The following is a 12,995-nucleotide window of genomic DNA, read 5'->3' as shown; positions in this document are numbered from 1 at the left end:
CCGTAAAAGGCCAGGGAGAAGGTGCCATGCGCTGGGGCGACGCAAGACGTAGCGACAACGTGGAGGACCGCGGCAGCGGCGGCGGCATCGGCGTCCGCCATATCGGCATCGGAGGCGTGGTCATCGCCCTGCTGCTGAGCTGGGCCACCGGCCGCAACCCGCTGGAGATGCTGGGCCTGGTCGACCAGGTGGAGCAGGGCATGTCGCCCCCCGCCGCATCGGCCCCGGCGAATCCGAACGACCCGCGCGTGGATTTCGTCCGCGCCATCCTCGGCGACACCGAGGATACCTGGGGTGCCATCTTCCAGAAGGCCGGCCGCACCTACACCGCGCCGCACCTGGTGCTGTTCAGCGGCGCAGTACAGTCCGCCTGCGGCGGCGCCACCTCCGCCTCGGGCCCGTTCTATTGCCCGGGCGACCAGCGCGTCTACCTCGACACCAGCTTCTTCCAGGAGATGCGCGACCGCCTCGGCGGCGGCGGCGACTTCGCCCAGGCCTACGTCATCGCCCACGAAGTCGGACACCATGTGCAGAACCTGCTGGGCATCTCGCAGAAAGTCAGTGCCGCGCGCCAGGACGTCCGGGGTGCCGGCGGTTTATCGGTGCGGCTGGAACTGCAGGCGGACTGCCTTGCCGGGGTCTGGGCCAACCAGGCGCAGCAGCGTCACCAGTGGCTGGAGCCGGGCGATATCGAGCAGGCGCTGAACACCGCCACCGCCATCGGCGACGACCGTTTGCAGCGGCAGGCGCAGGGCAGCGTCACGCCGGACAGCTTCACCCACGGCAGCAGCGAACAGCGCGTGCGCTGGTTCCGCGCCGGCTTCGACAGCGGCGACCTCAAGCGCTGCGATACCTTCGGCGCGCAGAACCTGTAGGCACGGCGCTGAAACGGAACGACGTCATTCCGGCGAAAGCCGGAATCCAGAGCGGCGGAGTGCGCGTTCAAGGACCCTGGATACCGGCTTTCGCCGGTATGACGGCGGGATTTTTAGTGTCGGCTCAGCCCGGATGCAGCGGCAGCCGCAACCCCACGTGCTCGCTCAGGAAATACGCCAGCACCAGCGCGCCGGTGTAGAAGGTGGTGACGCAGACCGCCGCGCCAAGCCGGGCGAACGGATTGCTCTCACGGGTGTACTGGAAGGCGAAGGCCGCCGCCCAGCCCAGCAGCATCTCCGGCACCAGCACGTAGTCGGCGATGCCCATGAACTGCGTCACGTGCTGCGAGTGCCATAGCTGCAGCGGCCGCGCCACCCATTCCGCTCCGGCGAAGACCAGCAGGGCCAGCACCGCGGCGGTGAGGGTCGAACGCCCCGCCAGCCACAGGATCCAGAACAGCGGGATCACCCACATGCCGGCCATGTAGGCTGGCACCGCGCCGATGTGCGGGCCGCCCAGGTCCGGGAAGGCGAGGATGCCGAACTGCTGCGTCAACACCCAGTCCGGCAGCACCTGCAGCACCGATAGCGGCAGCAGGAACAGCCACAGCTCCAGCCAGTCGCGATGCCCGCTGCGGCTGGCGATCAGCGGCAACAGCAGGTTGTAGACCACGACCAGCCCGAGGATGCCGAAGCCCAGCTCCGGCGGGCGCAGCGCGAAAAACACGCCGACCGCCGCCGCGGCGATGAACAGATGGAACAGCAATGCGTCGCGCCATGCGCGCATAACAAGACCCCCTTCCCCCGAAGGTACTGCTGGTGAAGCGGTTTTTACTGCGGTTTTTTCAGGCGAGCAGTGGCGCGATGTCTTTGCCGATGCTGTCCGGCGTGTCGATCGAGCCGTAGCGCTTCAACACCTTGCCGGTCTTGTCGACCAGGAACTTGGTGAAGTTCCATTTGATGTTGGTGGTGCCGAGGATGCCCTTCTCCTCGCTCTTCAGATACTTGTACAGGGGGTGGGCGTCGTCGCCGTTGACCTTGATCTTGGCGAACATGGGGAACTTCACGTCATAGGTCAGGGAGCAGAACTCCATGATCTCTTTCTCGTCGCCCGGTTCCTGGTGGCCGAACTGGTCGCAGGGGAAGCCCAGAATCACCAGGCCCTGGTCCTTGTACTTCTCGTACAGGGCTTCCAGTCCCTTGTATTGCGGCGTGAAGCCGCACTTGCTGGCGACGTTGACGATGAGGAGGGTTTTGCCCTTGTAGGCGTCCAGCTTGATGCTCTGGCCGTCGATGGTGTTGGCGGTGAAGTCGTAAACGGAGGACATCTGGGCATCCTTGATGAGGGCGACTCAACGATGCTAGCACGCCAAACATGGCTACGGTCCAGGCATTGGCCTTGGCGACACGAAATGGATCGCCGGCGCTGTACTGCCGCCTGGCGGCAGCCCGCGCACAAGACAAAGCTGTGACAGCTGTGTTGCAGTTGCCCCGCCAAACCACCACAAACCGCCGAATCTGCTGGAAAGACCGCTGCTGGCGCGGCTCACGGGCTGATTCACCGGTGTTCCGGCTGGCGTGACGTTGGTGGTCGAAACGCTGCGATAGCCGGGGAGCGAATAGTGCTCCCCGGCTACCGGCTTGTGCCTCAGATCGCTTCGGCGTCGAGCTGCATCAGCTCGCCGGCCGAACTGCGCACGTTGGCGCAGAGGCCGTGCACCTGCGGCAGCATGCGGGCGGCGAAGAACTGCGCGGTGGCCAGCTTGCCGCGCTTGAAGTTTTCGTCGCCGCTGGTCGAGACGGCCTTGGCCATGCGCAACCAGTTGAAGCCCAGGTAGGTGAGGGCGAAGGCGCGCAGGAAATCGACCGCGCCGAAACCGGCGTCGTCCGGGTTGGTCTTGAACGATTCCTGCAGCCAGTGCACGGTCTTTTCCAGTTCCTCCACGGCCTCGCGCAGCGGCTTGGCGATGAAGCCCACCGGGGCGTCGGCGGTGCCCTCGGAGCGCACCTTGGCGAAGAAGCGCTGCGCCAGGCGGCCGTTGTGCAGCATCAGCTTGCGCCGCACCAGGTCCATCGCCTGGATGCCGTTGGTGCCTTCGTACAGGCACAGGATCTTGGAGTCGCGCACGATCTGCTCGATGCCATGCTCGCGGATGAAGCCGTGGCCGCCGTAGACCTGCACCGCCAGGCTGCCCAGGTCGAAGGCCGAGTCGGTGCAGAAGGCCTTGACCAGGGGCGTGTTCAGCTCCACCCAGTCCTGCGCTTCCTCGCGTACCGCCGCGTCTTCATGGTGGTGGGCCAGGTCGACGTACATTGCCGTCTCGTAGGCCATCACGCGGGCGCCTTCGGTGGTCGCCTTCATGGTCAGCAGCATGCGGCGCACGTCGGGGTGGTTGATGATGGTGGCGCCGCCGTTGAAGGCCTTGCCCTGCTTGCGGTCCTTGGCGTAGGCAATGGCGTTCTGCGTCGCCAGCTCGCACTGGCCCAGACCCTGGAAGCCGACCAGGATGCGCGCCAGGTTCATCATCACGAACATGTTCTGGATGCCGGTGTTCGGCTGGCCCACCATCCAGCCCCTGGCGCCCTCGAACTGCATCGAGCAGGTGCAGGAGCCGTGGATGCCCATCTTGTGCTCGATCGAGGAGCAGGTGACCTTGTTGCGTTCGCCCAGAGAGCCGTCGGCATTCACCAGGAACTTGGGCACGACGAAGGTCGACAGGCCCTTGACCCCGGCGGGCGCGTCCGGGAGGCGCGCCAGGGTGAAGTGGATGATGTTCTCCGCCATGGTGTGCTCGCCGGAGGTGATGAAGATCTTGCCGCCTTCCAGCGAGTAGCTGCCGTCGCGGTTTGGGGTGGCCTTGGTCTTCACCGCGGCGAGGTCGGAGCCGGCCTGCGGCTCGGTCATGCACATGGTGCCGGTCCACTGGCCGGTGCCCAGCTTGGGCAGGTAGGTCTGCTTCAACTCGTCCGAGGCATTGGCCATGATCGCCTCGAAGCAGCCCATGGTCAGGCCGGGGTAGAGGGCGAAGGCGACATTGCCGGAGCAGAGGATCTCGTCCACCACCTTGGACAGGGTGTAGGGCAGGCCCTGGCCGCCGTACTCGGTGGGATTGCACAGGCCGACCCAGCCGGCCTCCCAGTACAGCTTGTAGGCTTCCGGCATGCCGTCCGGCACCTTGACCTCGCCGTTGTTCCACTTGCAGCCCTGCTCGTCGCCCTTGGCGTTGAGGGGGGCGATTTCCTCCTGCACCAGCTTGGCGGCTTCCTCGATCAGGCCGATCAGCGTTTCCGGCGTGGCATCGGCAAAAGCCGGCAACTTGGCCAGCTGGCCGACGTTGAGCACGTCGTTGAGGACGAATTCGATTTCGCGCAGGGGCGCGTTATAACTGGCCATTCAGGCACTCCGGAGGGGGATAAGCTCAGCCCTAAAGGCTAGCACAGGCGGGGGCCGCCCCGGACCTACCCCTGGACCTACCCCAGTCCGGCCGGGGGCGCGGTCCGGCCGGCCATTCGTGGCATAATCCGGCGCTCTTTTCCCAGCCTGGAATTTCTCCGTGCAGCTTCTCGATTTGCTGATTTCGCCCGCGTATGCCCAGCAGGGCGCGCCGCAGGGCCAGAGTCTGCTGGTGACGGTGTTCCCGTTCATCATCATGATTCCGCTGTTTTATTTCATGCTGATCCGGCCGCAGATGCGCCGTTCCAAGGAAACCCGCCAGATGCTGGGGACCCTGGCCAAGGGCGATGAAATCATCACCACCGGCGGCCTGGCCGGCCGCATCGCCAGCATCGGCGAGGTCTACCTGACGGTGGAGATCGCGCCGGGGGTGGAGATCAAGGTGCAGAAGAGCGCCATTACCAGTGTTCTGCCGAAAGGCACACTCAAGACGCTGTAAGCGTCTTGAGTAGCCTGACGTCCTGGCGGTAATGACGTCCTGTCAAGCACCGGGCCATCCGTGGCCCGGACTATTCAAATAAGCGAAGCGCGGTTCATTTAAAGCGGGTTTCCGATGCATCAATATCCACTCTGGAAAACGGTGACGCTGATTGTCGCCACCCTCCTCGGCGCCCTGTATGCGCTGCCCAACGTCTATCGTGAATCGCCGGCGGTGCAGATCGCCACGCTCAGCGGCGATGCGCTGCCGGCGGGCTTCGGCGACGAGGTGGCCAAGGCCCTGGCGGCCGACCAGCTCGGCGACGAGTCCTCGCGCGCCGAAAAGAACCAGTGGGTGGTGCGTTTCGCCAGTACCGAAACCCAGCTCAAGGCGGTGGATGCGCTGAAGCAGGCGCTGGGGCCGACCTACGTGGTCGCGCTCAACCTGGCCTCGAACACGCCGGCCTGGCTGGAAGCGATCGGCGCCAAGCCGATGCCGCTGGGCCTGGATCTGCGCGGCGGCGTGCACCTGCTGCTGGAAGTGGATATCGACGATGCCCGCAAGGCCGCAGTGCAGCGCTACCTCAGCGACCTGCCGACCTTCCTGCGCAAGCAGGACATCCGCTACACGGCCCGCCGCGCCCAGGGCGACACGGTGGTGCTGGAATTCGCCGATGCCGACAAGCTGGAAAAGGCCCGCGCCGCCATCAGCAAGGAATACAAGGAATTGACGGTGACGGTGCCGGCCGGGGCCACGCCGACCCTGCAGGCGCGCATGTCCGACACCGAGGCCAAGCGCATCGTCGACTACGCCGTGCAGCAGAACCTGATCACCCTGCGCAACCGCGTCAACCGCCTCGGTGTGACCGAGCCGGTGGTGCAGCGCCAGGGCGCCGACCGCATCCTGCTGCAGTTGCCCGGCGTGCAGGACCCGACCCGCGCCAAGGTCATCCTGAGTTCGACCGCCACTCTTGAATACCGCGCCGTGGACGAGACCCTCGGCGCGGCGGAGAGCGCCGCCCAGACCGGCCTCATTCCGCCGGACGACGATCTGTTCTACACCCGCGAGGGCCACCGTCCCTACCTGCTGAAGAAGGACGTCATCGTCAGCGGTCCGCAGCTGGTGGATGCCGCGCCGACGGTCGATCAGCAGAGCGGCACCCCGGCGGTCAGCGTGACCCTGGACAGCACCGGCGCCAGCAAGATGTTCGACTTCACGCGCCAGAACGTGGGCAAGCCGATGGCGGTGCTGTACAAGGAAACCGTCTACGACACCAACCACAACGCGCAGGGCGACGAGATCCGCGAGCGCCGCGACATCAACGACATCATCAGCGTCGCCAGCATCCGCGAGCCCTTCGGCAAGCGCTTCCAGACCACCGGCCTGGGCCAGAAGGAAGCGCACGATCTGTCCGAACTGCTCAAGTCCGGCGCCCTGGCGGCGCCGATCGCCATTGTCGAGGAGCGCACCGTCGGCCCCAGCCTGGGCGCCGACAACATCCGCCGCGGTACCGAGGCCGCCATCGCCGGCTTCTGCCTGGTGGTGGTGTTCATGGCGGTGTACTACACCGTCTTCGGCCTGTTCGCCGACATTGCCCTGTTGCTCAACGTGATCATCCTGGTCGCGGTGCTGTCGATCTTCCAGGCCACGCTGACCATGCCCGGCATCGCCGGCATGGTGCTGACCCTGGGCATGGCGGTGGACGCCAACGTGCTGATCAACGAGCGCATCCGCGAGGAGCTGCGCCTGGGCCTGTCGCCGCACGCGGCGATGAACGCCGGCTACGAGCGCGCCTTCCTCACCATTGCCGACTCCAACGTCACCACCTTCATCGCCGCCTTCGTGCTATTCCTGCTCGGCCAGGGCTCGGTCAAGGGTTTCGCGGTGACGCTGATGATCGGCCTCGCCACCTCCATGTTCACCGCCACTGTCGGCACGCGCACCATCGCGCACTATGTCTTCAAGGGCCGCAAGCTGAAGGACCTGCCGGTTTAGGCCGGCAACAGGGTCCGGAGAAAGATCAATGCGTATATTTTCCAGAGTTCCGAAGATCAACTTCATGGCCCAGCGCAAGGTTGCGCTCGGGCTGTCCATCCTGCTGACCCTGATCGCCATCGGCCTGCTGATCGGCCGCGGCCTCAATTTCGGCATCGACTTCAAGGGCGGCGTGCTGGTTGAAGTGGTATACCCGCAGACCGTGCAGCTCGACGACGTGCGCGGCTCACTCAACAAGGGCGGCTACCCCGATGCGGTGGTGCAGTATTTCGGCAACACCAGTGATGTGCTGATCCGCCTGCTGCCGCAGGCCGGCACCGACGGGGCCTCCAAGGCCGCCTCGGCCGAGATCAGCACCAAGGTGCTGCAGGCGCTGGACGCGCAGAAGAATCACGTGCAGCTGCGCCGCATCGAGTTCGTCGGGCCGGAAGTGGGCAAGGAGTTGTCCGAGGACGGGTTCATCGCGCTCGGCGCCGCCTTCCTCGGCATCTTCCTCTACGTCATGTTCCGCTTCGAGTGGAAGTTCTCCGCCGGCTCCATCGCCGCGCTATGCCATGACGCGATCATGACCGTGGGCTTCCTCTCGCTGATCCAGGAGGAGTTCGACCTGACCACCCTGGCCGGCGTGCTGGCCATGCTCGGTTACTCGAACAACGAAACCATCGTCATCTTCGATCGCGTGCGCGAGAACCTGATCAACCTGCGCAAGCAGCCGGTGATGGACATCATCAACCTGTCCATCAACCAGACCCTGCTGCGCTCGATCATCACCCACTTCACCGTATTGATGGTGCTGTTCTGCCTGTTCTTCTTCGGCGGCAAGAGCGTGCACAGCTTCTCGGTGGCGATGATCGTCGGCGTGATCGTAGCGACGTATTCCTCGATCTACATCTCCAGCGGCGTCACCGTGCTGCTCGACATCAAGCGCGAAGACCTGATTCCGCCGGAAGATCACACCAAGGCGAACAGCCGCGACAAGGACGGTGCGGTCGTCTGAGTTTTGCCGTAGCCCGGGCGGCGCTGACGCGCCGCCCGGGCTACGAATCCCGCCGGTTCAGGCTTTCTTGTTCAGGGCGCCGCCGAGCACCAGGATTCCTCCGATGACGATGCCGGCGAAGCCGAGCCACTGAGGCACGCCGCGGGTTTCCTCGGTCTTGGCGGACAGGTCGCCGACGCGGAGGACTTCCTTGTCCTGCTTGAAGTGCAGGTTGCCGCTGACCGCGGCGATGCCGAGCGCGGCGACGAGTACGCCGGCAATGATCAATCCGATGCGCATGGAACGCTCCTTCCCTGGGTGAACCGCTGGGCCCGGCGTCGTGCCGGGCCTTGTTCCTGCCGTGCCGGCAGGCCTTGGTGCCGCATCAAGAAGAGGGCGCGGAGGAGTGGAAAGTTCCGCGGCGCCGGCTTCAGCCCTTGCGCAGGGCGCCGCCCAGCACCAGCACGCCGCCGATGATCAGCCCGGCGATGCCCAGCCATTGCGGCACACTTTGCTGCTCCTGCACCTTGGCGGAAAAACCGCCGATCTTCAGCACTTCCTTGTTCTCGGTGTACTGGAATTTGCCCATCAGCGAGCCCACGCTCAGGGCGATGAGCAGCACCCCGGCGATGATCAGTCCTATGCGCATCGGTGTTCCCCCTGGTGGCCTAATGTGGCCTGGTGCGGCGGTCCATCCAGCTTAACCCTCGCGCTGTTCCTGTGCCGCGGCGGCCCGGGCGACGCCGGCCAGGGCGTCGACCAGCATGGGGTGCAGCTTGGGTGTGGCGGCCAGCACGTTGCCGGTCTCCAGTGCATCCGGGGCACCGTAGATTTCGCTGATCATGCCGCCGGCCTCCTGCACCAGCACCAGGCCGGCCGCGATGTCCCAGGGCTTCAGGCCCAGTTCCCAGAAGCCGTCGAGGCGGCCGGCGGCGACGTAGGCCAGGTCCAGGGCAGCGGAGCCGGCGCGGCGCACGCCGGCGGTGCTTTCCGCCACGGCGCGCAGCATCGGCAGGTAGGCATCGAGGTTGCTGGCCCTGATCGGCACGCCCGTGCCGATCAGGGCGCTGTCCATGTCCTTGGTGCCGCTGACGCGGATGCGCCGGTTGTTGAGGGTGGCGCCGCTGCCGCGGGTGGCGCAGTACAGATCCTGGGTGTTGGGGGCGTAGATCACGCCGTGTTCCAGCTTGCCCTTGACCTGGATGCCGATCGACACGGCGTAGTGGGGCAGGCCGTGCAGGAAATTGGTGGTGCCGTCGAGCGGATCGATGATCCACAGCACTTCGTTGTCGCCGTCCTGTCCGCCTTCCTCGCCCAGCACGGCGTGCTGCGGGTAGGCCTTGCGGATGATCTTGATGATTTCGCTTTCCGCGCCGCGGTCCACCTGGGTGACGAAATCGTTGCGGCCCTTGCGCTCGATCTGCAACTGGTCGACGCGGTCGGCGTTGCGCATGATGAAGTTGCCGGCGGAGCGCGCGGCGGAAACAGCGATGTTGACGAGCGGATGCATGGGCAGCGGGTTCCGGACGGAGGTCGGGAATGGGGAATGGGGAATCGCAAAAGCGCCGCACAGGGGCCCTGGCTGTTACGATTCCCGATTCCCAAATCCCGTTTAACGAAAACGAAGATGTCCCTATTATCCCGCATTCGCGTGGTTCTCGTCGGCACCCAGCACCCCGGCAACATCGGTTCGGCGGCGCGGGCGATGAAGACCATGGGGCTGAACAACCTGGTGCTGGTGGCGCCGGAAATCTTCCCTGATCCGCGCGCCGACGCCCTGGCGGTGGGAGCGGTGGACCTGCTGGAGAAGGCGCGGATCTGTGCCGACCTCGACGAGGCCCTGGCCGGCTGCACCCGGGTCGCCGCCACCACGGCGCGGCCGCGGCATATCGCGGCCCAGCCCTATCAGCCGCGCGAATGGGCGCAGCGCCTGGCCGCCAGCGACATGGCCGGCGATATCGCCCTGATGTTCGGCCGCGAGCGCACCGGGCTGACCAACGAGGAGATCGACCGCGCCCAGGAGCTCATCGCCATTCCCACCAGCGCCGATTACACCTCGCTCAACATGGCCTCGGCGGTGCAGATCCTGTGCTACGAACTGCTGCTCGCAGCCGGCGCCTCGCCGCTGGAACTGCCGGTGCACGAGCCGGTGGACCAGGTCGAGATGGAGCGCTTCTATGTGCACCTGGAGCAGATCCTGGCACGCACCCAGTTCATCGACCGCACCAACCCGCGCCTGCTGATGCGCCGCCTGCGCAAGCTCTATGGCCGTGCGGCACCGGACTCCAACGAAATGAACATCCTGCGCGGGATCCTCACATCGGTGACGGATGCGCTTGAGCGGGAGCGGGTACAGGCCTCCAAGGGACAGGCGTAGGGCCGGATTGCGGATGGATTGCCGGGAGAAAAATCCCCGTTTCTCAGTGCCTTGCGCCGGACTTTCCAATGCGGTCGGCTTGAGATACCGCCCCCGGGGGCGCAGAATATCGATATTCCGCCTTGCGAAGGCGGCGTTTTCCACCGTGACGCAGCAGAACTGAACGTGATGCACAGCATGCGAATGTCGCAGATGACGCGAATTACCGGCCCGGCCCTCGCCGGGGGCCGGTGTTGTCGTCGTACGCGCCTTTCTTGCCATCCCGTTCAGGAGTTCTCCCGTCATGGATTCGTCGCAGTTCCCGCATAGTTTCACCCCGTCGGCCCGTCTGGTACTCGAGGCGGACTTCGATCCGCAGTTGCCTGCCCGTGTACTCGGCCGTTTCGCCGAACTGGGCCGGCTCCCCACCAGCTTCCTCGCCCGCAACCTCGACGACGAGTCGCTGCGCCTGGAAGTGGAATTCGCTTCCGAACCCGATGCCGCCCGCCAGCTGTCGCGCCGCCTGCTCAACGTCCCCAGCGTGCGCTCGGTCGAATTGAGCTTCCGTCGCGCCCGCACCATGAAGGTTGCCGCATGAACATGAATATCTCTGGGCCTTGCTTGTTTGAACAGTCCAGCCATGGATGGCTGGTAGCCTGGACAGGAAGTCCACTGTGATCTTTCGTATCCGCGAAGACATCCGATCCGTATTCGATCGCGATCCGGCTGCGCGCACCACCTGGGAAGTGCTGACCTGCTACCCGGGGCTGCATGCCATCTGGGGACAGCGGATCAGCCACTGGCTGTGGACCCACGGGTTCAAATGGCTGGCGCGTCTGCATTCCAACCTGTCGCGCTGGCTCACCGGCATCGAGATCCATCCCGGGGCCACCATCGGCCGGCGTTTCTTCATCGATCACGGCATGGGCGTGGTGATCGGCGAGACCGCGGAAATCGGCGACGACGTCACCCTCTACCAGGGCGTGACGCTGGGCGGCGTCAGCTGGAACAAGGGCAAGCGCCATCCCACCATCGGCAATCACGTGGTGGTCGGCGCCGGCGCCAAGGTGCTGGGACCGTTCACGGTGGGCGAGGGCGCCCGCATTGGCTCCAATGCGGTGGTGGTGAAGGAAGTGCCTCCGGGCGCTACCGTGGTCGGCATCCCCGCCCGCGTCGTGCAGGAAGCGCCGCCGCCTTCGGAGAAGGTCGTCGCCATCGCCAAGACCCTGGGCTTCGACGCCTACGGCCTCAGCCGCGACATGCCGGACCCGGTGGCCAACGCCATCGGCTCGATGCTGGAACACATCCAGGTGCTGGACGAGCGCCTGGTGCAGGTGTGCCGCCTGTTGCACCAGATGGATTCGCGCATGCCGGAGCTGGAAATGTCCAAGCTGGAGCTGCCGGATTTCTGCGGTGAGGGAAAGGTGCCCATGCCCGCGACCGGTGAACAGCCTCTGCCCGAGAGCAAGGTGCGTCGTACCGGCTGAGGACCGTCATGGACTCGAACCACGATATCGTTCCCCCGGCGCAGCATCAGCGGCGGAAGGATCCGTTTTCGTTTCATCCTTGGCGTGCTGTCCTGGGTGCCGTCGTCGGCCTGTTCGCAGGAATGGTGCTGTGTGCGGCAATGAATCAGTGGTGGTGGTTGCTGCTGGCTCCGGCAGCAGCCCTGTTCCTGGCTTTCGATTTCTGGTGGATGCTGTTGAAGGATCAGGACGACATCCCGTTGGAGCCTCCAATCGAATGGTCGCACCATCACGATGGGAGCGATTGATGCCCATTTACTTCGACCACAACGCCACCACCCCGCTCGAGCCGCGGGTGCTGGAGGCGATGCTGCCCTACCTCAGCGGTCCCTACGGCAACCCCTCCAGCGTGCACCGCTACGGCCGCGCGGCACGCGACGCGGTGGAGGCGGCGCGCTTGCAGGTGGCTGCCCTGGCCGGGGCGCAGCCGGCCGAGGTGGTATGGACCTCGGGCGGTACCGAATCGAACAATCTCGCCTTGAAGGGGGCAGCCGGCGTGGCAAAGCAGCCCAGCCGCATCCTCTACGGCAGCACCGAGCACCCGGCGGTGCTGGAAACCGCCGAGTCGATGCGCTCGCAGGGCTGGCAGGTGGAGACCATCGCCATCGACAGCCAGGGCCTGGTCGACTGGCCGGCGTTCGAGGCGCTGCTGAGGCGTGGTCCGCTGTGCATCGCCGCCTTGATGGTGGCCAACAATGAAACCGGCGTGCTCCAGGACGTGCCGCGCGCCGCCACGCTGGTGCACGCCGCGAAGGCCCTCCTGCTGGCCGACGCGGTGCAAGGTGCGGGCAAGCTGCCGCTGGATTTCGCCGCTTCCGGCGCCGACCTGATGAGCCTGTCCTCGCACAAGCTGTACGGGCCCAAGGGCGTGGGCGCGCTGGTGATCCGCTCGGGTGTGGAGCTGGCGCCGCTGATGCACGGCGGCGGCCAGGAGCGCGGCTTGCGCGGCGGCACGGAAAACGTGGCGGCCATCGTCGGCTTCGGCGCGGCGGCGGAACTGGCGCAGCAGGAACTCGAGGCGCGCAACACGCATCTGCTGGCCTTGCGCGAGCGGCTCGCCACCGGCCTGCACGCGGTGCCGGGCATCACCATCTTCGGCGAACAGTCGCCGCGCCTGTCGAATACCGTCCAGTTCGGCTTGAAAGGCTGGGAAGGCGAGGCCCTGCTGATGGCGCTGGACCGTAAGGGCATCGCGGTGTCCAGCGGTTCCGCCTGTTCCAGCGGCAAGGGCGAGCCCAGTCATGTGTTGCTCGGCATGGGCCTGGCGCGTGACGTCGCCTACGGCGCCATCCGGGTCAGCCTGGGCAAAGACAATACGGCTACTGAAGTGGACCGCTTCCTGGCGGTGCTGGGCGAACTGCGTGCCGCGCAGCTGGCCGCTTAAAGGGCCATAGT

The 12,995-nt window shown here is 65.7% G+C and carries 15 protein-coding genes; 9 read left to right on the top strand and 6 right to left on the bottom strand.

Annotation, left to right across the window (positions count from 1 at the left end; all coding sequences use genetic code 11):
* The first annotated feature begins 26 nt into the window (after positions 1-26).
* Positions 27-875 carry a KPN_02809 family neutral zinc metallopeptidase gene (gene ypfJ, locus BP26_RS0112665; RefSeq protein ID WP_029920954.1) on the top strand — a complete coding sequence of 283 codons (849 nt, stop codon included), beginning with the start codon at positions 27-29 and terminating at the stop codon, positions 873-875.
* A gap of 124 nt (positions 876-999) precedes the next feature.
* On the opposite strand, the gene BP26_RS0112660 is transcribed toward ypfJ, so the two are convergent.
* From BP26_RS0112660 to BP26_RS0112650, 3 genes are all read right to left on the bottom strand, one after another.
* Positions 1,000-1,662, bottom strand: a complete 663-nt coding sequence (locus tag BP26_RS0112660) for a DUF6989 domain-containing protein (protein WP_051748916.1) — start codon at positions 1,660-1,662, stop codon at positions 1,000-1,002.
* Between the two features lie 58 nt (positions 1,663-1,720).
* Positions 1,721-2,203 (bottom strand): glutathione peroxidase, encoded by a 483-nt coding sequence (locus BP26_RS0112655; RefSeq protein ID WP_029920952.1) that lies wholly within the window; start codon positions 2,201-2,203, stop codon positions 1,721-1,723.
* A gap of 320 nt (positions 2,204-2,523) precedes the next feature.
* A complete protein-coding gene (locus BP26_RS0112650) occupies positions 2,524-4,269 on the bottom strand; it encodes an acyl-CoA dehydrogenase family protein (RefSeq protein ID WP_029920951.1) in 1,746 nt (581 codons plus the stop codon).
* Positions 4,270-4,429: 160 nt separating this feature from the next.
* Here BP26_RS0112650 and yajC point away from each other — a divergent pair, with 160 nt between their 5' ends.
* The 3 genes from yajC to secF all read left to right on the top strand — a co-directional run bounded on the left by yajC (position 4,430) and on the right by secF (position 7,739).
* Complete coding sequence (yajC, locus tag BP26_RS0112645; protein WP_211254907.1) at positions 4,430-4,768, top strand: preprotein translocase subunit YajC; 339 nt, start codon at positions 4,430-4,432, stop codon at positions 4,766-4,768.
* A 114-nt stretch (positions 4,769-4,882) separates the two neighbouring features.
* Entirely contained in the window at positions 4,883-6,742 is a 1,860-nt protein-coding gene (secD, locus tag BP26_RS0112640) for a protein translocase subunit SecD (RefSeq protein ID WP_029920949.1), read from the top strand.
* Between the two features lie 28 nt (positions 6,743-6,770).
* A complete protein-coding gene (gene secF, locus BP26_RS0112635) occupies positions 6,771-7,739 on the top strand; it encodes a protein translocase subunit SecF (protein ID WP_029920948.1) in 969 nt (322 codons plus the stop codon).
* Between the two features lie 57 nt (positions 7,740-7,796).
* On the opposite strand, the gene BP26_RS0112630 is transcribed toward secF, so the two are convergent.
* From BP26_RS0112630 to BP26_RS0112620, 3 genes are all read right to left on the bottom strand, one after another.
* Positions 7,797-8,018 (bottom strand): hypothetical protein, encoded by a 222-nt coding sequence (locus BP26_RS0112630; protein ID WP_029920947.1) that lies wholly within the window; start codon positions 8,016-8,018, stop codon positions 7,797-7,799.
* A gap of 130 nt (positions 8,019-8,148) precedes the next feature.
* Positions 8,149-8,367, bottom strand: coding sequence for a hypothetical protein (locus BP26_RS0112625; RefSeq protein WP_029920946.1), 219 nt, complete (start codon positions 8,365-8,367; stop codon positions 8,149-8,151).
* A gap of 51 nt (positions 8,368-8,418) precedes the next feature.
* Complete coding sequence (locus BP26_RS0112620) at positions 8,419-9,228, bottom strand: inositol monophosphatase family protein (protein ID WP_051748915.1); 810 nt, start codon at positions 9,226-9,228, stop codon at positions 8,419-8,421.
* A gap of 117 nt (positions 9,229-9,345) precedes the next feature.
* Here BP26_RS0112620 and BP26_RS0112615 point away from each other — a divergent pair, with 117 nt between their 5' ends.
* From BP26_RS0112615 to BP26_RS0112595, 5 genes are all read left to right on the top strand, one after another.
* Complete coding sequence (locus BP26_RS0112615; RefSeq protein WP_036516779.1) at positions 9,346-10,095, top strand: RNA methyltransferase; 750 nt, start codon at positions 9,346-9,348, stop codon at positions 10,093-10,095.
* A 283-nt stretch (positions 10,096-10,378) separates the two neighbouring features.
* Entirely contained in the window at positions 10,379-10,672 is a 294-nt protein-coding gene (locus BP26_RS0112610; RefSeq protein WP_029920943.1) for a hypothetical protein, read from the top strand.
* A 76-nt stretch (positions 10,673-10,748) separates the two neighbouring features.
* Complete coding sequence (cysE, locus tag BP26_RS0112605) at positions 10,749-11,561, top strand: serine O-acetyltransferase (protein ID WP_245611789.1); 813 nt, start codon at positions 10,749-10,751, stop codon at positions 11,559-11,561.
* A gap of 8 nt (positions 11,562-11,569) precedes the next feature.
* Entirely contained in the window at positions 11,570-11,848 is a 279-nt protein-coding gene (locus BP26_RS0112600) for a hypothetical protein (protein WP_029920941.1), read from the top strand.
* Entirely contained in the window at positions 11,848-12,984 is a 1,137-nt protein-coding gene (locus tag BP26_RS0112595) for a cysteine desulfurase family protein (RefSeq protein WP_029920940.1), read from the top strand. Before BP26_RS0112600 ends, BP26_RS0112595 begins: the two co-directional genes overlap by 1 nt.
* The last annotated feature ends 11 nt before the right edge of the window (positions 12,985-12,995 follow it).

This window comes from Nevskia soli DSM 19509 (assembly GCF_000711955.1).
Lineage (GTDB): Bacteria > Pseudomonadota > Gammaproteobacteria > Nevskiales > Nevskiaceae > Nevskia > Nevskia soli.
The sequence above is the reverse complement of the archived record's forward strand: the minus strand, read 5'-3'. Positions and strand labels throughout refer to the sequence as shown.